The sequence below is a fragment of the Ideonella azotifigens genome (genome assembly GCF_021043325.1).
In the GTDB taxonomy this organism is placed as follows: Bacteria; Pseudomonadota; Gammaproteobacteria; order Burkholderiales; family Burkholderiaceae_C; genus Ideonella; species Ideonella azotifigens.
Genome location: NZ_JAJNKD010000001.1, coordinates 36,495 through 57,667 on the forward strand (window position 1 = coordinate 36,495; position 21,173 = coordinate 57,667).

The 21,173-nt window shown below is 67.7% G+C and carries 16 protein-coding genes, 1 tRNA gene and 2 pseudogenes; 8 read left to right on the forward strand and 11 right to left on the reverse strand.

Going from position 1 to position 21,173, the window contains the following annotated elements; translation table 11 throughout:
* The first annotated feature begins 146 nt into the window (after positions 1 to 146).
* A tRNA-Arg gene (locus tag LRH25_RS00155) sits at positions 147 to 222 on the forward strand.
* A 320-nt stretch (positions 223 to 542) separates the two neighbouring features.
* Positions 543 to 722, forward strand: a pseudogene (locus LRH25_RS00160) (IS6 family transposase); the annotation flags it as partial.
* Between the two features lie 97 nt (positions 723 to 819).
* Here LRH25_RS00160 and LRH25_RS00165 read toward each other — a convergent pair.
* Positions 820 to 1,476 (reverse strand): RICIN domain-containing protein, encoded by a 657-nt coding sequence (locus LRH25_RS00165; protein WP_141288837.1) that lies wholly within the window; start codon positions 1,474 to 1,476, stop codon positions 820 to 822.
* 827 nt (positions 1,477 to 2,303) lie between these two features.
* Between LRH25_RS00165 and LRH25_RS00170 the strand changes: the two genes are divergently transcribed.
* Positions 2,304 to 3,962, forward strand: coding sequence for a bifunctional AfsR/SARP family transcriptional regulator/alpha/beta hydrolase (locus tag LRH25_RS00170; protein WP_141288834.1), 1,659 nt, complete (start codon positions 2,304 to 2,306; stop codon positions 3,960 to 3,962).
* Positions 3,963 to 4,331: 369 nt separating this feature from the next.
* Here the strand turns inward: LRH25_RS00170 and LRH25_RS00175 are convergent, their stop codons facing one another.
* Positions 4,332 to 5,570, reverse strand: coding sequence for a hypothetical protein (locus LRH25_RS00175; protein ID WP_141288836.1), 1,239 nt, complete (start codon positions 5,568 to 5,570; stop codon positions 4,332 to 4,334).
* Between the two features lie 317 nt (positions 5,571 to 5,887).
* Here LRH25_RS00175 and LRH25_RS00180 point away from each other — a divergent pair, with 317 nt between their 5' ends.
* Both LRH25_RS00180 and LRH25_RS00185 read left to right on the forward strand, forming a co-directional pair.
* Positions 5,888 to 6,550, forward strand: a complete 663-nt coding sequence (locus tag LRH25_RS00180; RefSeq protein WP_231009990.1) for a hypothetical protein — start codon at positions 5,888 to 5,890, stop codon at positions 6,548 to 6,550.
* 137 nt (positions 6,551 to 6,687) lie between these two features.
* Positions 6,688 to 7,308 carry an isochorismatase family protein gene (locus LRH25_RS00185; protein ID WP_141289503.1) on the forward strand — a complete coding sequence of 207 codons (621 nt, stop codon included), beginning with the start codon at positions 6,688 to 6,690 and terminating at the stop codon, positions 7,306 to 7,308.
* A gap of 152 nt (positions 7,309 to 7,460) precedes the next feature.
* Here LRH25_RS00185 and gorA read toward each other — a convergent pair whose 3' ends face one another.
* The 3 genes from gorA to LRH25_RS00210 all read right to left on the reverse strand — a co-directional run bounded on the left by gorA (position 7,461) and on the right by LRH25_RS00210 (position 12,042).
* The gene (gene gorA, locus LRH25_RS00190; protein ID WP_141289504.1) at positions 7,461 to 8,810 is read right to left on the reverse strand and encodes a glutathione-disulfide reductase; all 1,350 of its coding nucleotides are present in this window, start codon (positions 8,808 to 8,810) and stop codon (positions 7,461 to 7,463) included.
* A 131-nt stretch (positions 8,811 to 8,941) separates the two neighbouring features.
* Complete coding sequence (locus LRH25_RS32920) at positions 8,942 to 10,510, reverse strand: PAS domain-containing hybrid sensor histidine kinase/response regulator family protein (RefSeq protein ID WP_141289505.1); 1,569 nt, start codon at positions 10,508 to 10,510, stop codon at positions 8,942 to 8,944.
* Positions 10,511 to 10,602: 92 nt separating this feature from the next.
* Entirely contained in the window at positions 10,603 to 12,042 is a 1,440-nt protein-coding gene (locus LRH25_RS00210; RefSeq protein ID WP_231009991.1) for a carbohydrate-binding protein, read from the reverse strand.
* A 327-nt stretch (positions 12,043 to 12,369) separates the two neighbouring features.
* Here LRH25_RS00210 and LRH25_RS00215 point away from each other — a divergent pair, with 327 nt between their 5' ends.
* Entirely contained in the window at positions 12,370 to 13,911 is a 1,542-nt protein-coding gene (locus tag LRH25_RS00215) for a methyl-accepting chemotaxis protein (RefSeq protein ID WP_141290945.1), read from the forward strand.
* Positions 13,912 to 13,932: 21 nt separating this feature from the next.
* Here LRH25_RS00215 and LRH25_RS33250 read toward each other — a convergent pair.
* The 6 genes and pseudogenes from LRH25_RS33250 to LRH25_RS00240 all read right to left on the reverse strand — a co-directional run.
* Positions 13,933 to 14,066, reverse strand: a pseudogene (locus LRH25_RS33250) (MFS transporter); the annotation flags it as partial.
* A 1-nt stretch (position 14,067) separates the two neighbouring features.
* A complete protein-coding gene (locus LRH25_RS00220; protein ID WP_141290947.1) occupies positions 14,068 to 14,517 on the reverse strand; it encodes a DoxX family protein in 450 nt (149 codons plus the stop codon).
* A 1-nt stretch (position 14,518) separates the two neighbouring features.
* Positions 14,519 to 16,405, reverse strand: a complete 1,887-nt coding sequence (locus tag LRH25_RS00225; protein ID WP_231009992.1) for an amidohydrolase — start codon at positions 16,403 to 16,405, stop codon at positions 14,519 to 14,521.
* Positions 16,398 to 16,691 (reverse strand): XapX domain-containing protein, encoded by a 294-nt coding sequence (locus LRH25_RS00230; protein ID WP_141289957.1) that lies wholly within the window; start codon positions 16,689 to 16,691, stop codon positions 16,398 to 16,400. The genes LRH25_RS00225 and LRH25_RS00230 overlap by 8 nt, the downstream gene beginning before the upstream one ends.
* Positions 16,692 to 16,803: 112 nt before the next feature.
* Complete coding sequence (locus tag LRH25_RS00235) at positions 16,804 to 17,457, reverse strand: hydrolase (RefSeq protein ID WP_141289958.1); 654 nt, start codon at positions 17,455 to 17,457, stop codon at positions 16,804 to 16,806.
* A gap of 147 nt (positions 17,458 to 17,604) precedes the next feature.
* Entirely contained in the window at positions 17,605 to 18,117 is a 513-nt protein-coding gene (locus LRH25_RS00240; RefSeq protein WP_141289959.1) for a DUF2306 domain-containing protein, read from the reverse strand.
* A gap of 379 nt (positions 18,118 to 18,496) precedes the next feature.
* Here LRH25_RS00240 and LRH25_RS32925 point away from each other — a divergent pair, with 379 nt between their 5' ends.
* Together LRH25_RS32925 and LRH25_RS00255 are read left to right on the forward strand one after the other, a co-directional pair.
* Complete coding sequence (locus tag LRH25_RS32925) at positions 18,497 to 19,576, forward strand: septal ring lytic transglycosylase RlpA family protein (RefSeq protein ID WP_310742402.1); 1,080 nt, start codon at positions 18,497 to 18,499, stop codon at positions 19,574 to 19,576.
* Positions 19,577 to 19,719: 143 nt separating this feature from the next.
* Complete coding sequence (locus tag LRH25_RS00255; RefSeq protein ID WP_231009993.1) at positions 19,720 to 21,162, forward strand: sensor histidine kinase; 1,443 nt, start codon at positions 19,720 to 19,722, stop codon at positions 21,160 to 21,162.
* The last annotated feature ends 11 nt before the right edge of the window (positions 21,163 to 21,173 follow it).

A 21,173-nucleotide genomic window follows, 5' to 3' on the forward strand; every position in this document is an offset into this window, starting at 1 on the left:
GGACGGGGCGGGGTATGCACCCCGTGCGCCGCCCCCGTCACCTGCGCTAGACATGGATCAAGTCCGCCACCGCGCTGGCGTGCGGCCGGCCTTGCAGGGAGAGAGCAGCCGTCGCAGCCCTGCTAGAATCCGCGTTCCTCTCCGTGGCGCCCGTAGCTCAATGGATAGAGTACTGGCCTCCGAAGCCAGGGGTTGCTGGTTCGATCCCAGCCGGGCGCACCACCAACGAGGAACCGCAAGAAGGTCGATGCTTGTCGAGCATGCCCATAACTTGGCCGCATTCGCCATGACCAGTGTGCTGATCACTGCCGATACCGCGTAACCCGGCAAGGATTTGCGGTCTGTCTTCTTTGTGCGTCAAGCACTTGCGCACCCTAGGAAGTTCAGCCACGTTTTTGGTGGTGCTCCTAAAAGCTTCGCCACGTTATGCCTCGAATGGCTGGCCGGAACCAGCGCGCGGCGTGCAAATGCCGCCTTGTCATGCCTGATTTTCCAGCCAGCAATTGCCGAACTTCACACAGTGGACCGGGAGGTCTACGCTGAGGGACCTCCGAGCCACCAAGCGGCGCGTCCGGCCGATGCTCGGATTCAAGTCGTTCTGGTCGGCGGCCAAGATCATCGCCTGCATCGAAACCATGCACATGATCAACAGGGGGCAGATGACCTGCCCCGATGGCCAAGTCATCTCCGCAGCCAACCAGTTCTACTCGCTGGTGCACTGAACCGGCCCGCCCGCGTTGGCTATCACGCGCCTGTTATCCGGGTCGCGACAGAGCCCACTTGAGCCTGCACGCATGACGGCGGCCGACCCCTCGTGCTTTAACCCTCGAGCCAGTGCTGATACTGGTCGGCCAGATTGCAGCCCTGACTAGTGATGACGGTGCCGTTGCCCACGCTGTCCGTGTTCAGGCAGTAGCCGCTCAGCGAAGCGCTTTGCCACATGTAGTACCAGCCAGTGGACGTGTGGTCGGAATAGTAGACAGTCCACTCTTGGTTGAGCGCCTGGAGGTCGCAGTCCTTCATGGTGATCGCCGCCCCGCCGGAGGACGGCGCCGTGATGCATCGGCCCGTGCGCTGGTTGATGAAGCGGAACGAACCGAGTTGGGAGTTGTAGATCTTCAGCCACTTCTCGTCGCTACCGCTGTCGCACGACCACATCTGCAGTTTCGAGGCATTGTCGGTGGCGTTGTCCAGGCAGTGAGTCGTGTTCCAGACGCGGATGTTGGTGTAGCCGGCCGCCCTGGCGGGCGTTCCCGCGAGGGTCAGCGCGGCGGCTGCCACACCGGTAGCGAGCGCGCACAGAACGCGGGAAGGAGCCCTGCCCGCCCTTCGCCTCTGGTGCAAGCGGAAAAGTCGAGCCGGAGAGGTTTTCACGATGCTGCTCTCCAATGCCGAACTGCTGGGGCCATGCGAATCATTGGTATCGCCCTTCGTCGAGGCCGGGGCTTCGTGGCCCTGGGTTTCCTGTTTTTGCATGATCTCTCCTTTAAATTGCGCCGAAAAAACGGTCGGCACGTCCGTCCCTTAGGCCGCCCGTTGGACGGCTGCAGATCGATTAATCGTCGTGGCACCTGTCGAGGTACAGGGTGTTGCGCTGGCATCGCCGCGCCTCGGCGGCTGGACCAGCGAACGCGCCTTCCACCTCGCACATCCGAAGGCGGCGTAGCGCACCGCGTTGGGCGAGGCCGACGGTGAAACCCGGCCGTGCGCGTGGCAACAGACGCGACAGTCTGTAGATTTCGTCGGTGCCATGGTCGTTTCGGTGGCAGTCGGCGGCGATGAACGAGCTCCTCGGTTTGGGTGGGGCCAAGGTGTGCCCGAAGACCCTGCCCGGTACCACGCAGGCCGGCACCGAATCCGGCCATCGCAGCGTGCATCCCCCCCATTGGCGGCCGTCACCGCAGCGGCGCGCGCCACTCTCGTGTGCGGGCGCCTGCCGGCGGCGGAAACAGCAGGTCGATGACAAGGAAAAGCGGCAAGATGGCCAGGATGGCGATGCCCGGGCAACTCAAGCGTCGTCACGGTCGCCGCGCCGCATGCCGCCGAGAGCTGAGCCAAGAAGGGCTCGTAGAAACGCGCAGCGACCCCCATCGCAGGCACGAGGAGGATGCCCAGCCCGACGGGGTTCGCCGGTGCGCATGCACTGGACGCGGCCTGGCAGGACCGGACGGTTGAAGATTCGGCAAGCATGACGGGCTCCTCCATGCATCTGTCTGGGGCGGTGAGTGCCTCAACCTTATGGCGCGCGCGTCCTTGAAACGTCCTTTCACGTGGGACCGAGGAACTCTGACTACCATGCTCGGATGCACCCCGCCGAGCCACCTGCGCTGCTGCTGAACCTGTTCGGGGTGCCGTCGCTGGTGCTGGCCGGCGAGCGCTTACGCATCTCGCTGCAGCGCGCCTACGGGCTGATGGCGATGCTGGCGCTTGAGCGGCGACCGATCTCACGCGACCAGGCGGCACGCATGCTCTGGCCCGAGGCCGCAGCGGCCGTCGGACTGGGGCGGCTGCGCCGACTCATCTACGAACTCGAGGCCCGCTGCGGCCGCGCGCTGATCGACAGCCATGAACGCAGCATCTCGTTCGCCGCGGGAGCGCTGCGTTGCGAAGCGCTCGAATTCCGCAGCCTCGCCCAAGCCATGATTGCCGGCACAGCAGTGCCGCCCCCCCAGGCCGACATCGAGTCGCTGGCGGAGCGCGCGTGCGAACCATTGCTCGATGGGCTGACGTTCGGGTCCGACGAGTTCGACGACTGGGTGCGCATGCAGCGGATCGAGCATGTCCATCTGCTGACCCGCATGCTCGCCTGCCTGGCCGAACACCAGCGGGCGCAGGGGTGTGCCGAGGCCGCGATCGGAACTGCCGAGCGGCTGCTCGCCTTCGACCCGTATGCCGAGCCGTCCTATGTGCTCCTCATGGCGCTGGCCGCCGACGCTCGCGACGGCGCGGGCGTTGATGCAGCGTTCATGCGCTGCGCTGACGCGCTGCGTGCCGAGTTCGGCACCAAGCCGGCGCCCGCTACCGAACAGGCCTACCTCCAGGAGAAGGAGCGCGCCGCAGCGCTGGCGCACGGCCGGCGCGAAGCGCCGTCTTCGCCGATCACGACACTGCCGATCCGCTTCGCGACAGGAAAGCACGGCTCGGTGGCCTACGCCACCGTCGGCGAGGGTGGCGAGGCGCTGGTCATGCTGCCGGGGTTCGTCTCGCACATCGAAATCGGCTGGGAACACCCTGGGATCCGCGAGGCCATCGGCCGGCTCGCAAGACGTTTCACCGTCGTCGTGTTCGATCGTCGCGGAGTTGGTTTGTCCGAGCGGCTTGGCGAGGTGAGCACGGTCGAGTCCGCCGCAGACGACGTGCTCACCGTGCTTGCTGCAGCACGCATCGGGCGCGCCTGGCTGTTCGGCTCGTCCGAAGGCGGACCGGCGGCCATTCACATCGCGGCGCAACACCCACAAGGCGTCAGCGGGCTGATCCTGTTCGGCTCGCTTGCCCGAGGCAGTCGCGACGCGGACTACCCCTGGGCGCTGCGCGGCGACTCCTTTGACCACTGGATGGACTCGCTCATCGCCGGCTGGGGCGGTCCGGCGGACATCCAGACCTTTGCGCCCACGCTGCGCGACGATCCCGAAACTTGCGCATGGTGGGCGCGCATGTTGCGCCAGTCGGCGTCGCCGGCCAGCATGCGCGCTGTGCTGAAAGGTCTGCGCGAAATGGACGTGCGGCCGCTGCTGCCGCGCATCACGGCTCCGACACTCGTGATGCATCGCCGTGGCGATCGCGCAGTTCGCTTCGAGGCCGGAGAACACTTGGCGCGCAGCATCGGGCGCGCCGAGTTTCTGCCGCTGCAGGGCGACTCGCACTGGTGGTGGACGGGTGACACCGATGCAGTCATCGATGCCATAGAGTCGTTTGCTGCTGCCTCTGCAGCGCGAGCGGGTGCCGTAGAGGGGGGTACCTGACTTAAACCAAACAGCCTCCTCGAAACCCGGGTTGATTCATTTGAGTGGGTGCTTGTTCTCGCATTGCCTGACCAGGCTTGGCACGGCGGCCTTTTGGCGACGCGCATTTAGGGTTGGCGGAAGCTTGGCCACGTTATGCTTTCCGTTTTGAAAGCTTGGCCAAGTCATGCCTTCTGAGTTGGGCCGAGGCCGGCCCAACTCGCGCAAGTACGGTCAGGTTATGGCTCACTTTCGGCCAACAAATGGTCTACTTCACAGATGCGACGCTGTGAAGCGTTTCGACCCCGCGTCAAACCGATCACCGGGCCTGCACGCTCGACCTGAATGGCCGTTCATGCAGGTCCATGCGCAAGCTGCTGCAGCGCGTGGCTACTTGCTTTCGGGGTTCTTCCAGCGTGACGACAAGGCCATGTCGTTGCCGATGACGCGCCCGAAGTACTCGTAGACGTTGTGCGTGCTGTCCTTGTTCACGGTGGTTCGGTAGTCGGTCCAGACGGCCAGGAAGGTGTTCCTGGCGGCGGCCACGTCCGGCCGGTACTGGCCCTTTTGCGCAATGGTCAGCGGGAAGGCGTATTGGCGCAGCTTGCCGTTGCTGGCGACGAACTGGCCATAGATGCCGTCAGAGTAGTCGCCGAATGCCGAATTGTCGAAGGCCACCAGGAACATGTCCTGCTGTTTGAGGTAGGCCACCGCGGCGCGATTGCGGTCGCCACCGAGGTTTGAACCGATGAGGGTGGGCGTGCCCAGCACATTGCCGTTCGGGTCGATGGTCTGGCTGAACATGCGAACGCTGGCGTCTGCCATCTCGACCTCCCACACCACGAGGTAGGTCCCGGTCTTGGCGCTTGCCGCCACCACTGGGCGCCGCTCGGTGTCCGGGGTGCTGGCGATCAGGAAGTTGTTGCCCAGCAGGGTGCCGTCCGACGACAGCAGTTGCCCATAGATGTCGTCCTTGCTTGCCTCCTGGCGCTGGTCTTCCCAGACGACCAGGAAGCGGTCGTTCAATTCATCGCAGTCCACGTCCTGCTTGAACTGATTCTTCGCGCCGGTGGCGATCAGGAAATTGCCGCCCTGCATGAGGCTGCCATCGCCTGCGATGAACTGCCCGTAGACATCGGAGTCGCCGTTCTCGTAGTCGTACTGCGCGCCTCTTGACCAGGTGACGAGGAACCGGTCGCGGCCGGGGCAGTAGGCGATGGACGGGCGTTGGTCGTACAGGTCGGAGACGGAAATCCGGAATTCTTCATGGACCACGCCGCCGCTCAGGCCCAGGCTCATCCCGACGATCTCCGCCCTGGACTCGTCGGCGAGCTTGCGGCCCCAGACGACCAGGAACCGCTCGGACTTGGCGCCATAGGCGAGCACGGGCTTGGTCATCTTGCCGGTTTGACTGGACAGGCGGACATCGGTGCCCAGCGGGGTGCCGTCCGACTTCAGCGCCCGGCTGTAGATGTTCGGGCCGCTGGTCGCCTCGTTGCTGCTGTAGACCATCAGGTATTGATCGGAGGCATTCGCATACTTGAGCGAGGCCTTCAGCTCGAAGGGTTCGCTCGAATCTGCCGCGTGCGCCGGCAGCGATGCCGCGAGGCCCACCAACTGCGACAACATGACAAACAGGGTTCGGGAAAAGCGGCGGAGTGGCGACTGCGGATTCACAAGGTTCCTTCAATGGCGATGGGGGTGCGAGGTTCTTTGGGCGCGCGCATTGTCCGTGCGAGGCCGTGGCCGGTCATCACCCGGGGAGCGCATGCCGGGCGCGCCGATCATCCGATCTTTACGCTGGCTGACGTTGGCGCATGAAAGTCCACAGTGCGTGGCGCCTAGCATTGCAAGTTTGATGTTTGCCTGCCGAGCGCCATGAGAACCCTGTCTTCCCTGTCTGTGGCATGCCGGCTTGTCGCCCTTTGTGGGCCAGGCGCTTGAAGTTGGACCTTCGCGCCGCGCCGGCCCGGCGGCGCGCCGTTGCCGGGCTGGTGGTGTTGGCCGTGCATGGCGTGCTGGTGTGCCTGGGCTGGCAGACCAAGCTGGAACTGCCGCGGGAGAGGGAAACGCCCGTCGTCTCCTGGATGCGCCTGCTGCCAGACCCGGTGGCGCGCGTCCTCAAGGAAGCCGAGCGCAGCGTGGCGCCCGCGCCGCCGGTCTCGCGAAGCTTGGTGGTGGCAGCGCCTGCCGCGCCCTCGCCAGGCGCGGCTGCTGCGGTGGTGCCGACGCCCAACGTGCCGATCAACGAGGCGAGCACCGCCTCGCCGCCCGCCGCGCTGCCAGGGCATGTCGGCCTGGACGGCGCCGAGGTCGGCGTGCCGGCGCCGGCCGCCCGGGCGGCTTCGGGTGCGCTGGTGCTCGCGCCCAGACGCGAGGTGCTGCGGGAGTCCTTCGCGAACCCGGGTGTGCTGGACCCGCGCAGCAACACGCCCGTGCCGACCTTCGAGGAGCACATTGCCCTGGGCATGAACCCCGATCTGTGCCTCAAGGTGGAGCGCCTGCCCGATGGCTCGACGCGCCGTGCCCTGGTCCATCGCGTCGACATGCCGTCGGCCATGCAGGCCATGAACGGCATCCGGACAGCCCCTGTTCGGACCTGCCCGTAGTCCGCCGCATGCGGGGCATGGGGGTCTACCCAATCTGGAAGATGTGACGCGCCGCGAATTCGGCGATCGTGCCGGTGTCCTGACCGCGCCCAATGCGGGCGCGGCAGGTCATTTCACAGTCGAATCCCGGAATCACGATGAAACTTCCCGACACCCTGCTCATACCCGACAACTGCGCACTGGTCCTGATCGACCACCAGGCCGGCCTGGCCTTTGGCGCTCAGTCGATGGACCGGCAAGTGTTGTTGAACAACACCCTGGCCCTGGTTCGGACAGCCCTGGCCTTTGACCTGCCCATCATCGTCAGCACCTCGGCGACGAAGGTCTACAGCGGGCCGCTGCTTCCTGCGCTGCGGGCCCTGCTGCCCGAGCATCCGGTCCTGGATCGGCGGAACATGAACGTCTGGGAGGACGACGCGGTACGGGAAGCGATCCTGAAGTCTGGCCGGAAGAACCTGCTGTTCTCCGGCATGCTCACCGAAGCGTGCATTTCGCTGCCTGTGCTGTGTGTCCAGCAGGAAGGCTTGAATGCCTATGTGGTTGCCGATGCCTGCGCCGGCCTGACCGACACCGGGCACGAGATGGCCCTACGGCGGATGGCGCAGGCCGGCGCCCGCATGACCAGCTGGCTGCAGGTGCTGCTGGAGTTGCAGCGGGACTGGACGCGGCACGACACCTACGATGCCGCGCGAGCCATCGTTGAGGGCAATGGCGGCGGCTACGGGATCGGGCTGAACTACGCGCGTGACATGCTATGAGCATGCCGGCGGGAACCACACGCTCAGCTTCTACCTTGCTTGCGGTGCGCTGCTCATCGCGTTGGGGCTGGATGTCTGCGGCAATCGCCGGGCGCAGGCCGTGAGGCAGTGAACACAAGGCACGGGGCGGGGGCTCCGCCCGCCGCATCGCCTCAGCGCATCAACACCAGCTCCTCGGCCATGCTCGGGTGCAGCGCCACGGTGTCGTCGAAGTCCTGCTTGGTCAGGCCGGCTTTCACGGCCACCGCGGCGGCCTGCAGGATCTCCGGTGCGTCCGGGCCGATCATGTGCAGGCCAACGACCTTGTCGGTCGCGGCGTCCACCACCATCTTGTACAGCGCGCGTTCGTGGCGGTTGGCCAGCACGTTTTTCATCGCGCGGAAGTCCGAGGTGTAGACCTTGATGTCGCCATAGCGCTTGCGCGCCTGCGCTTCGGTCAGGCCAACGCCGGCCATCGGCGGGGCGCTGAACACGGCGGACGGGATGCAGCTGTGGTCCACCGTGCGGGGCTTGCCGCCGAAGACGGTGTCGGCAAAGGCCTGGCCTTCGCGGATGGCCACTGGCGTCAGTTGCACCCGGTTGGTCACGTCGCCCACCGCATAGATGCTCTCCACGCTGGAGCGGCTGTATTCGTCCACCTTGACGGCGCCCTGGTCGTCCAGCACCACGCCGGCCTCGGTCAGTCCCAGCCCTTCGGTGTTGGGCTTGCGGCCAGTGGCGAACAGCAGCGCGTCGCAGGCCAGCGGGTCTTCGCCGGTGATGTGCAGGCGCAGGCTGCCGTCGCCTATCTTCTCGACGCGCGCCAGCTCGGCGTTGAAGCGGAACTGGATGCCCTTGGCCAGGCTGATCTGCTGCAGCCGGTCGCGGATGGATTCGTCGTAGCCGCGCAGGATCTGCGAGGTGCGGTTGACCAGCGTGACCTGCACGCCAAACGCATGGAAGATGCCGGCGAATTCGTTGGCGATGTAGCCGCCGCCGGCAATCACCAGCCGCCGCGGCAGCTGTTCGATGTGGAACACCTCGTTGGAGGTGATGCCCAGTTGCGCGCCTTCGATGCTCGGCAGCACCGGCGAAGCGCCGGTCGCCACCAGGATGACCTTGGCCGTGACCCGCCGGCCGCTGGCCAGCAACACCTCGTGTGGGCCGGTCACGGTGGCGCGTTCGCTCAGCACGGTGACCTGGTGGCTGTCCAGCGTCTGCCGGTACAGGCCGCTGAGGCGCGCCACCTCGGCCTGCACCGTGTCGCGCAGCGCGGGCCAGTCGAAGCCGCATTCGGGCACGTCCCAGCCGAAGCGGCGCGCGTCCTGCAGGTCTTCGGCGAAATGCGCGCCGTAGACCAGCAGCTTCTTCGGCACGCAGCCGCGGATCACGCAGGTGCCGCCCACCCGGAACTCCTCGGTGACCGCCACCTTGGCGCCATGTCCGGCCGCCACGCGCGCGGCCCGCACGCCGCCCGAGCCGGCGCCTATGACGAACAAGTCGTGGTCGAAGCTGTTGCCCATGTCGAATCCCGTGGCCAGTGGCAGAAGTGAAGAAGCTTGGGCGAGCTTAAGCGCTCAGTCGCATGCTGCAGCGCCCGCCGTCAAAAATGGAGTCTGACCCCATTTATTCGGCCGTCGTCGGCGGCGGCGGCTCAGGGGTGGGGGTTGGGCATCATGGCCCGGGCGATGGCGGTTTCCAGGGTCTCCAGCCCGAAGGGCTTGACCAGCCTGTGGGCGGTGACCGGAGACTGGCCGATAGCGAGTTCGGCGAAGCCGCTGGCGAGGATGGCGGGCAGGGCGGGGAATTCGCGGCGGGCGATGGCGATCAGCTCGGCGCCCGTGACCTGGGGCATCGCGTGGTCGGTCAGCAGCAGCTGGACACCGGGCTCGCTGCGCAGCAGCTGCAGCGCCTCGCTGGCCGAGGCGGCGCCAAGCGCGCGGTGGCCGAGTTCTTCCAGCATTGCCAGCGCGCTGCTGAGCACCAGCTCGTCGTCGTCCACCACCAGGATCTGCAGGCCCTGGCCGGTCGGCGTGACCTGCTCGGCGCCTGCCTTGGGCAAGGCGCTGGCTGCGCTGGCTGCGGGCAGCCACAGCTCTGCCGTGGTGCCCACGCCGGGCTGGCTGCGCAGCACGAAGCGGCCGCCCAGCTGCAAGGCCAGGCCTTCGATCATCGACAGGCCCAGCCCGGTGCCCTTGCCCGGGCCTTTGGTGGTGAAAAACGGCTCGGTGGCGCGCGCCAGTGTGGCCTCGTCCATGCCCTGGCCGGTGTCGCGCAAGCTGATGCAGACGTAGGCGCCCGCGGGCAGGGGTTGGCTGGCCGCGCCCGGCAAGGGCTTGATCACGCTCGGCTGGACGCTGATGGTCAGGCTGCCGCCGTCGGGCATCGCGTCCCGCGCGTTCACGGCCAGGTTCAGCAGCGCCAGCTCCAGCTGGCTTTCGTCGACCTGCACGTGCAGCGGCGCCTGCCCGGTGGGCAGCTGCAAGCGCACCGAAGGGCCCAGCGACTGGCGCAGCAGCTCGCGCATGCCCAGCACCAGTGCCAGCGCGTCCACCGTCACCGGGTTCAGCTCCTGGCGGCGGGCGAAGGCCAGCATGCGCTGGGTCAGCGAGGCGCCACGCCTGGCCGCGCTCAAGGCGGTGCTGACCAGCGATTGCAGCCTGGCGTCGTCACCGGTGCGGCGGCGGATCAGTTCCATGCTGCTGACGATGACCATCAGCAGGTTGTTGAAGTCGTGCGCCACGCCCCCCGTCAGCTGGCCGATGGCCTCGACCTTTTGCGCCTGCAGCAGGGACTCGCGGGCGCGCTCCAGTGCCTGCTGGGTCTCGCGCCGCTCGGTCAGGTCGCGGGTGACTTTCGCAAAGCCCAGCAACTGGCCCTGCGCGTCGCGGATCGAATCCACCACCACGTGGGCCCAGAAACGCGTGCCGTCCTTGCGCTGGCGCCAGCCTTCGCCTTCGAAGCGGCCTTCGCGTGCCGCGGTGTCCAGGGTCCGCGCCGGCAGGCCGTTCTGCCGGTCTTCGTCCACATAGAAGCGTGAGAAATGCGAGCCCAGGATCTCGCCCTCGGCATAGCCCTTGAAACGCTGCGCGCCGGCATTCCAGCTCGACACATGGCCGGTCGCGTCCAGCAGGTAGATCGCATAGTCGGTCACGGCCTCGACCAGCAGCCGGTACCGTTGTTCGACCGACATGGCGGGCAGGGGGCTGGCGGGATGGTCCATCGGTGTCACCTCTGGCCGGCCGCGGAAGCAGGCTGCTTCCGGCCGGGCCAGAGGCGATGATAGCCATCGCCGCCGCTCTCACTGCCCCGGTTTCACTGCCCCAGTTTCAGCGCGAAGCGGTTGGTGAAGCCCCAGGTGCCGGCCTGGCCGTAGCTGTTGCAGACCGGCGAGGCCCAGCCGGGTGCGCAATCCACGTCCCGGTCCAGTGACCAGAAGTGCACGCCGGCCAGCTTGTTGGCCCGCGCGAAGTTGGCGACGGTGTCCACGTCGGCCAGCGTGAAGGTCTCGTCCTGGGTGTCGTTGCCGCCGATCATCGGCGTGATCTCGATCTGGCTGTACGGCACGCCCCAGTAGCTGTGCAGGCTGGTGGCCGCGGCCACGGCCGACTTGCCCATGTCGCACAAGCCGTTGCTGCCGATCACGCAGTTGTTGGCATTGGTGCTGCCGTAGTCCATGGTCATCAGGTTGACGATGTACTTGCTCAGCCCGGCGGCCTTGATCGCGTTCATGGTGCGCACACCGGCGTCGCCCAGGCTTTGCGCCGTGTTGCTGCCGCCCAGCGTGGCCAGCGTGAAGCTGAAGCGCAGTGTCGGGTGCTTGGCCTGCGCAGTCTTCACGCGCGCCACCAGGTTGTTGATCACCTCCTGGCTCTGGCCGGCCTCGATGTCGAAGTCCACGCCCTGGAAGCTGCTGGAGGCGTAGGTGGCCAGGAATTTCTCGAAGCCGGCGTCAGAGCCGCAGCTGAAGCTGCCGGCCGCGCCGCCGGTCGAGATGATGTATTTGCGGCCTGCCGCGACCCACTTCGAGACGTTCGCCGAGACCAGTGCCGCAGGCGTCACACCGGCCCAGTTCTCGGCCCCGCATTCGCCGGTGGCAAACGCCCAGGTGGCCGAGTGCTGCCTGGCCGGCAGCACGCTGAGCACCGGCTGCAGCGAGCCGGTGACCTGGGTCGAGAGTTCGTTGGTGTTCCAGTTCAGGTTGACCGTGATGTCCTTGTACGAACCGAAGACCAGCGCGGTCGGCGCTGGCGCGTCGCAGGCCGTGGTCTTGGTCCACGGCTGGCCGCTGCCGGCGCTGCCGTTGTGCGTGGCCGGCTCCTGGTTCAGCGTCTGCGCCAGCGCCTGGTAGCCCACGGCGTTTTCGGTGACGAGTGCGTCCTTGGCATAGGTCACCGTGCCGCTCCAGGCCGCACAAGGTGCGGGGGCTGGCGGCGGGGGCGGCGTGCCGGTGCAGCTGGCGATCTGCGTCCAGGGTTGGCCGCTGCCGGCGCCGCCGTTGTGCGTGGCCGGGTCGTCGCCCTGGGTCCACCAGTTGGCCTTGTACGAGCTGCCGTTGCGCGTGGCCGTGTCGCCCGCCACGTAGACGGTGCTGGCGGCCCAGGCCTGGCAGGCGGCGACGGCCTGCGCCGTGACGGGCTGCTTCAGTGGCGTGGCGGCCGAACTGCCCAGCGGCACGGTGGCGGCGACAACGGCCGACAGCGCGGCCAGCCAGTCCAGCCGGGCGCGCGCTGGGGTGAAAGCGGGAATCGACATGGCGGTGATCTCCTTGAAGAAGGCCCCGCCTGATGAGCAGATGGTGGATGAAAACAGCAATGAGGCAAGGGCGACGCGATGCTATTGGCATTCAATTGGTTCTACACATATAGGACCAGTAAGAGACCTGTTCAGGCGTAAGCGTGCGTTTCGACGGGGGCCATGACGCTTGCAGTGCCGTGGTGACCTGTTGCGACGTGCGATGTGTCACGCCGCCACGTCGTTTGATTTGACGAGGGTCAAGTTGCCGTCAGCTTCGGTGGTTTCGAGCCGAAACAAGACAGACCTCCGGCAGGGTGCCGGCCCATTTCGCAGTTCGAGCCGCCCATGAAAACCTTGTCCCTCACCACCCGCCTGCGCCTGATGGCGCTGCTGCTGACCCTGGCCATGCTGGGGCTGGCGGCGTACACCGCGCTGGCGTTCTACGAGTCGTCGATCGGCCAGCGCCTGAGCACCACGCGTGCGGTGGTCACGCAGGCGCTTGGCACGGTGCAGAAGTACCAGACCGAAGCCACCGCCGGCAAGATCAGCGAGGCCGAAGCGAAGGCCAAGGCCAAGGCCGAGCTGATGGCCATGCGCTACGAAGGCAAGGAATACGTCTTCATCACCGACGTCACGGCGCACATGGTCGCCCACCCGATCAAGCCGGAGATGGACGGCACTGACCAGACCAACACCAAGGACCCCAAGGGCAAGCAGCTGTTTGTCGAGATGGCGAACGTCGTGAAGGCCCAGGGCAGCGGCTACGTGGACTACCTGTGGCCGCGTGTCGGCAGCGACGAGCCGGTGCCCAAGCGCAGCTACGTGGCCGGCTTCACGCCCTGGGGCTGGGTGGTCGGCTCGGGTGTCTACATCGATGCGGTGCGCAATGACGCGCTGCGTTTTGCCGGCGTCACGTTGGCCATCAGCCTGGTGGTGTGCGCGCTGATCTTCGTCTTCATCCATCGCTTTGCCGGCAGCCTGCAGCGCCGCTTCCAGCAGGCCGAGACGGCGCTGAGCGCGATTGCCGCGGGCGACCTGACCGTGGACGTGCCGATCGGCCGGCTCGACGAGATCGGCCGCATGATGCAGACCCTGTGCAGCACCCGCGACCGCCTGGCCCAGGTCATGGCCCAGGTGCGGGACGCGACCGGCAATGTCGGCGCGGCCAGCGGCGAGATCGCGCTGGGCAACCAGGATTTGTCGACCCGCACCGAAGCCACCGCGGCCAACCTGCAGCGCACGGCCGGCTCGATGAGCCTGCTGACGACCACGGTCAACCGTTCCACCGAAGCGGCCGAACAGGCCAGCAGGGAAGCCGGCTCGGCCACCGAAGTGGCGCAGCGCGGCGGCCAGGTGGTTTCCGAAGTGGTGACGACGATGCAAAACATCCAGGACAGCTCGAACCGCATCTCCGAGATCATCGGCACCATCGATGGCATTGCCTTCCAGACCAACATCCTGGCGCTGAACGCTGCGGTCGAAGCTGCCCGCGCTGGCGAGCAGGGCAAGGGCTTTGCGGTGGTGGCCAGCGAAGTGCGCTCGCTGGCGCAGCGCTCCGCCGCCGCGGCGCGCGAGATCAAGACCTTGATCGTGACCTCGGCCGAAAGGGTGGAGTGCGGCGCGCGCCTGGTGGGCAGCGCTGGCAGCACCATGTCCGAGATCGTTGGCCGGGTGCAGCGCGTGACCGAGATGATCAACGGCATCTCGGCCGCGTCCAACGAGCAGTCGCGCAGCCTCGGCGAGATCGCCGGCGCGGTGCAGCAGCTCGACGAGGTCACGCAGCAGAACGCCGCGCTGGTCGAAGAGTCAGCCGCAGCCGCGCAGAGTTTGCGCGATCAATCCTTGCAACTCTCGGCCGCGGTCGGCCGCTTCCAGTTGCCCGCGTGAATCAGGTGCCTGAATCAGCCTGACGGAGGCCGGCAGCAGCTGCACCGCGATCAGGAGGCGCCGCCGGTCCATGCTGTCCGACAGCACGCTGGCGGGGATTGCCAGCAGAAGATCGGCAGCGTGGCCGCGGCCTGCACCAGTGCCACGGCGGCGGCTTCAGTGCCCGCTGCGCTCACGCCAGTCCATCCAGGCCACCAGCACAAAGCCGCCCGCCAGGCCCCAGTGCTCGAAAAACGCGTTCATCAGCATGAAGCGGTCCTGGCCCTCGGCCAGCCAGAAGCGGTTGGCGATGAAGGTGGCGCCCAGCGTGAAGACGGCCAGTGCCAGCGCGCCCAGCCAGCGCAGTTTGCCGCTGAGGATCAGGGCCGAGGCGACCAGTTCCAGCACGATGGTGGCCAGCGCCAGCGGCATCGCCGGCTGCAGCCCGAAGTGCTGCATTTCGCCGACCGCGCCGGCAAAGTCGAAGGCCTTGACCAGCCCGCCTTGCAGGTAGGCCGCGCACAGGCCGAGCAGGGCCAGCCAGCGCACGACAGGGGATGCCAGGCCGGAGGCCGGCGCCAGGTCGGCGCCGGGCAGCGGCGCGATCTTGAGGGTGGAACGTGCCATGTCAAACCGCCCAGCAGGCGCAGCCCAGCGCGCCCCAGAAGGATTTCAGATCGGATACAGGTGCCTTGTTGCCCCAGGCCTTGGCATGCGCATGGCCGTGCACGCCGCAGGACGTCGCGCAAGCGCAGGCAGCCGCCGCAGCCGCGGCGCGGGCCAGCGGTGCTTGAGACTGATCGCCCCAGGCGCCGTAGCCGCCGTAGCGCCGCACCGGCGACCAGTCCGGCATGGGCAGCGGTGGCGCGCTGTCGTCATGCACGGCGAAGTCGCCCGCACCCCAGACCACCTTGCCGCCGACGACGGTCAGGAGCGCACTGGTGTCGGCGATCTCGCTTTCTGCGCAGGCGAAGAAGTCGCGGTCCGGCACCACCAGGTCGGCCAGCTGGCCTTGCTCGATGCGGCCCTTCTTGCCGACCTCGTTGGAAAACCAGGTCACGTTTTCGGTCCACATGCGCAGGGCCGTCTCGCGGTCCAGGCAGTTGCGCTGCGGCGTGAGCTGCATGCCGCCCACGGTCTTGCCGGTGATCAGCCACGACAGCGAGACCCAGGGGTTGTACGAGGCGACGCGGGTGGCGTCGGTGCCCGCCGAAACCTTCATGCCCTTTTCCAGCATCTTGGCGACCGGCGGCGTGGCCTCGGCCGCGCCATGGCCGTAGCGTTCGACGAAATACTCGCCCTGGTAGGCCATGCGGTGCTGCACCGCGACGCCGCCACCGAGGGCCGCGATGCGGTCCATGGACTGCTCGGAGATGGTCTCGGCATGGTCGAAGAACCAGTTCAGGCCGGCCAGCGGAATGTCCTGGTTCACGCGCTCGAACACGTCCAGCGCGCGGCTGATGGTTTCGTCGTAGGTGGCGTGCATGCGCCAGGGCCAGCGGTTCTGCGCCAGGATGCGCACGACGCCGTCCAGGTCGTCTTCCATGTTGGCCGGCATGTCCGGCCGCGGCTGGCGGAAGTCCTCGAAGTCGGCCGCGGAGAACACCAGCATTTCGCCGGCGCCGTTGTGGCGGAAGTAGTCGTCGCCCTGCTTGTACTGCGAGCTGGCGGTCCAGCGCAGGAAGTCGTCCTTCTCCTGCTTGGGCTTTTGCGTGAACAGGTTGTAGGCCAGGCGGATGGTCAGCTGCCCGTCCTTGGCCAGCTGCTCGATGACTTCGTAGTCCTCGGGGTAGTTCTGGAAGCCGCCGCCGGCGTCGATCGCGCCGGTCACGCCCAGGCGGTTCAGCTCGCGCATGAAGTGGCGGGTCGAGTTCAGCTGGTAGTCGAGCGGCAGCTTCGGGCCTTTGGCCAAGGTCGCGTAGAGGATGTTGGCGTTGGGCTTGGCCAGCAGCAGCCCGGTGGGGTTGCCGGCGCTGTCGCGCAGGATCTGGCCGCCCGGTGGTTCGGGCGTGTCCTTGGTATAGCCGACGGCGCGCAGCGCGGCGCCGTTGAGCAGCGCGCGGTCATAGAGGTGCAGGATGAAGACGGGCGTGTCGGGCGCCACCGCGTTCAGCTCTTCCAGCGTCGGCAGGCGCTTCTCGGCGAACTGGTGCTCGCTGAAGCCGCCCACCACGCGCACCCACTGCGGTGCGGGGGTGTTGGCGACCTGGGCCTTGAGCATGGCCATGGCGTCGGCGAGGCTCTTCACGCCGTCCCAGCGCAGTTCGAGGTTGAAATTCAGCCCGCCGCGGATGATGTGCAGGTGGTTGTCGATCAGGCCAGGCAGCACACGCTTGCCGCGCAGGTCGATGACCTTGGTCTGCGGGCCGGCCAGCGGCATGACCTCATGGTCCTGGCCCACGCGCAGGAAGCGGCCGTCCTTGATGGCCACCGCGCTGGCGGTCGGCTGGGCGCGGTTCAGCGTGGTGAACAGGCCGCGGTGCAGGATCAGGTCGGGAGTGAGGTTCTCAGCCATGCGGATTGCCTTCGGCAGGTGATTGGACAGGGGTGGCGGCCTGGGCCGAAGCGCAGCGCGGCAGCTCGCCGAACATGTGCGGCTTGACCTGGTGCTGCAGCCACGAGACCGGCGCCGAATCGGTCTGCAGAACCTTCTTGACCAGCGGCGGCAACTGCTCCCCCACCAGGATGCCCAGCAGCCCGACCAGCGCGATCACCGGCGGCGCTGGCGAGCGCACATTGAACAAGGCGTAGATCACGCCCACCAGCAGCCCAAGGGCCGCGGAGACAAGGTAGGGTTTCATGCGAGCAGCTGCAACGTTGAGACGGTGTTAACCCAGCGAAGACCGCGGATCCGGCTTCGCCGGTCCGCTGGTCTTGCCCCTAGAGGGGCGCGCGAGCGCGTAGGGGTGGTCCTTAACCCTCATGCGCGCCGAACATGGTCTTGGCGTAGATCACGCCGAGACCGTAGGCGCCGCCGAATTTCTTGGCGATGCCGGTGGTCAGCTCGTAGGTTTCGCCGCGGGCCCAGTCGCGCTGCAGCTCCAGCATGTATTGCAGCGAGGTCATCGGGCGGGCGCCGGCCTGGATCATGCGTTCGACGGCACGCTCGTGCGCTTCGGTTGAGACGTCGCCACAGGCATCGGTGATCACGTAGACCTCGTAACCCTGGGCGATGGCCGACAGGGCCGGGCCGACGATGCAGACCGAGGTCCACAGGCCGGCGAGCACCAGGCGGTCCTTGCCGATGGCGTTCAGCGTCTTGATGACGGCCGCGTCCTCCCAGGTGTTCATGGAGGTGCGGTCCAGCATCTCCTGGCCCGGGAAGGCGGCGGCGATCTCGTCGAACATCGGGCCCGAGAAACTCTTTTCGGCGACCGTGGTCAGCACCGTGGGCACCTTGAAGCCGGCGGCGGCGTTGGCGATCAGCGCGGCATTGGTGCGCAGCACGATCGCGTCGATGGACTTGGTGGCAAAGGCCATCTGCGACTGGAAGTCGATCATGACCAGCACGTGGTCGGTCGGGCTCAGCAGCAGCGGGCCGGGGGTGGGGGTGGCGGTGATGGACATGGCGTGACCTTTCAGAGGCGTTGAGCGGGGGTGTGGCCCGGGTTCCGCCGAACGGCGCGGCACTCCCTGGGCTTGCGCTCAGTCTCCGGCGGTCACGCCGGCATCGCATCATCCGCATGGACAGGGTGACGCTATCCCGATGAGGGCTCAGGCCAGCTTGCCGAGCACGGAAGCGTTGCCTGACGCCGCGCGCAGCCGGCGCACCTGCAGCGTGGCAATCACCAGGAAGGCCAGGAAAAACACGCCCACCACTTTTTGCAGGCCGGGGTCGTCCGGGCTGCTGAAGACTGGCGAGCCGGCCGGCAGCCGGGTGAAGGTCTCGGTCAGGCCGGGCACGAAGTGGAAGAACAGCGTCAGCGAATAGCTGATGGTCTCGACGTAGCGGCTGCTGCGGCCCAGCAGCGTGGTACGGCCGGCCACCGTGGCCAGTGCCAGCACCAGCAGCGTGATGATGCCCAGTGCATGCGGCTTCCCGAAGCCGCCGTGCTGGAAGATGAAAAAGCCGGTCAGGCAGGTGAAGATGGTGGTCCAGAGGTAGGTCTGGCCCAGGCCGGTGCGCGGCGAGATCTCGCGGTCCCGGGCCAGCGCCCAGACGCCGGTCACCAGCGCGACCAGGCTGATGGCGGTGTGGACAACGCCGATGGAAGTCAGTCCAAACATGGGGTGCTCCTGTGGAAGGGGATGAAAAAGGGGCGCGGCCCAGCATGCGAGCCACGCCCGCCGTTGCCAATCCCCTGCACTGGCGATCTTGCGGGCGCAGGCGCGGCCCGCCATGCCGCCGCGGGAGGGGGTCTGTCTAGGCCAAAAGGAGGGGGGTGCGCCGGCTGACAAGCCCTGAAACAGGCAGGATGGCGTGGCGCGGCAGAATGCAAGCCCACGCGGCGGCCCGCCGGGCCTGCCTCCGCGTCCAACCTTGTCCGGGAGCACCATCGGTTTGTCCTCTGCGCTGGCTGCCTCGCCTTGTCGCCGCCTTGTTGCCTGGTTGTGCGCCGGCTTGCTGGTGTTGCTGGCCGCCTGCACGACCACGCAAACCGCGACCATGGGTACGGGCAACGGGCCGGACGGTCCGCCGCCGGCCGGCAGCGGGCCTGACCCGCAGCAGGTGCCCGACGCGGTGCCCAAGATCGAGCCCATCGTCAGCGGTGGGCCGAACAAGCCTTACGAGGCGCTGGGCCGCAACTACACGCCGGTGACCCGCGACGAGCCGCTGGCCGAGCGCGGCCTGGCCTCCTGGTACGGCAAGCGCTTCCACGGCCGGCGCACCGCCAGCGGCGAGCTGTACAACATGTACGCGATGACCGCGGCGCACCGCACCATGCCGATTCCCAGCTACGCCCGGGTGCGCAACCCGGTGAATGGCCGCGAGATCATCGTGCGTATCAACGACCGCGGGCCGTTCTCGAAAGACCGGGTGATCGACCTGTCTTGGACGGCCGCCGTGAAGCTGGGCGTGCAGGGCGGCGTGTCGGCGGTGGAGGTCACGCGGCTGACGAACGATGACATCCGCGCCGGCGTCTGGCCCTCGGTCAGCTCGCCGCCGGTGCTGGCCGCCGGCAGCCGGATGGAGCGCGTGACGCCACCGGCCGCGGTGCCGCCGCCGGTGCTGGCCGGCATGCCGGCGAACACCTTGGCCCCGGCGGCGGTGGACGCCGCGGCGGCTGCCGACGACGGCCCGGGCGGCGACGCACTGCGCGCGCAAACCCTGCTGGCCGCGAGCGGCAACCCTGCGGGCAACGACCCGCCACCGGACCCGCAGGCCAGCAACCCGCGCCTGCCGGCCGAGCTGAGCCGCCTGCCCATGCCCGCGCCGGGCAGCGACGCGGCGCCGCTGCCGCCCAACAGCCGCACCGCGCCGACCCAGGCCCGCTCCTACACCACCGCGGCCAGCGGCTTCTGGCTGCAACTGGGCGCTTTCAGCCGCAGCGAGGGCGCAATGAGCTTCCACCGCCGCGTGGCCGACGAGTTGGGCTGGCTGGCGCCGTTGCTGGCGGTCTTCAGCGAGGGCGGCATCCACCGGCTGCAGGCCGGGCCGTATGTTTCGCGCGAGCAGGCCAGGGAGGCCAGCGAGCGGGTGCGCAGCACGCTTCAGCTGGTGCCGGTGATCGTCGAGCGGCGCTGAATGGCGCCGCCTGTCCGTCTGGTCGGCGCCAAGTGCAGCCTGTCCTCGCGACCGGCCGGCGCGTCGCAAGCCGGCTGCAGGGCGGCGGTGGCTTGCCTACATTTCGAACCATGCCGTCGTCGTTCCGTGCGGGTCCGAACATCATGAGTCCTTCTTTCCCCTCCTCCCAAGACACACCAGCCCAGCGCTGGCAGCGGTTTGTCGCCGGCTGCATGCGGGCCTTCCACGCTTACGGCACGTGGTTGGTCCGCATCAGCTGGCGGCGCTTCGCGGTGCTGTCGGTGTTGCTGCTGGTCGTGGTGCACCTGGTGCAGAGCCTGCCGCCGTTCAAGTGGACCTTCACCGAATCGGTGGTGGCCACGCGTCGGCCGAAGATCACGCTGCCGACGGTGCCGCCCGTTCCGCCGGTCTCGGCACCGGACATCCACATCGTGCTGCCCAAGCCAGCGGCACCGGCGTCGTCGCCGCGCCGCTCGTTCGAGTTCTCGATCGACGAGCATGGCGTGCGGCTGGAGGAAAAGCCGCAGGCCGCAGCCTCCGCCGCCGCGGCTGCGGCCGCCAGCGCCGCCAGCGCCGCCTCGGCCGAGCAGCCGGGGGTGGAGATCAACATCGGCGACAAGCATGTGCACGTGGCCCTGCCTGCCGATGCCGACTCGGAAGACGTGCGCGACGCGGTGAAGGAGGCCAAGGAGCAGGTGGTCGAGGCGCTGGAGCAGGCGCGCGACGCGCAGCGCGAAGCGGTCGAGGCCGCAGCCGAAGCGGTGCGGGACGCTGCCCAGGAAGAGGACGGCCCCAGCACCCGCATCCGCACCGTGCGCTATGGCGAGTTCCTGAGCGACCTGGCGCTGTTGTGGATCGTGGCTTCGGCGATCCTGAAGTTCACCTACAAGGGCCGCATGCAGGCCGAAGTGAAGGCCGCGCAGGCGACCGAAACGGCCGAGGCCGAGTCGCTCAAGCGCCAGGTGGTGGAAGCCCGCATGGCCGCGATGCAGGCCCAGGTCGAGCCGCACTTCCTGTTCAACACGCTGGCTTCGATCGACCATTTGATCGAGACCGACCCGCCGCGCGCCAGCCAGATGCAGAAGAACCTGATCGCGCTGCTGCGGGCCAGCATGCCGACGATGCGCGACACCGCGGACGCCAGCGCCCGCGACCTGGGCCGCGAGCTGGCGGTCGTGAAGCCTTATGTCGAGATCCTGAAGGTGCGCATGGAAGAGCGGCTGGACGCGCGCATCGACGTGCCGGAGGGCCTGCTGTCGGCCGAGTTCCCGGCGATGATGATCCAGACGCTGGTGGAAAACGCGATCCGCCACGGGCTGGAGCCCAAACCCGAGGGCGGCACGCTGCGCGTCACCGCGGAGATCGTGCACGGCAAGCTGCAGGTCACCGTGGCCGACACCGGCGTGGGCTTCGGTGCCGCGGCCACCTCCGGCACCGGCGTGGGCCTGGCCAACATCCGCGAGCGGCTGCAACTGCTGCACGGCAGCAAGGCCAGCCTGACGGTGGCGGCCAACCAGCCCAGCGGCACCGTGGTGACCATCACCGTGCCGTACCGCCCGATCGAAACGCCCGGCCGGCCGCTGTGAAGGCCACAAGT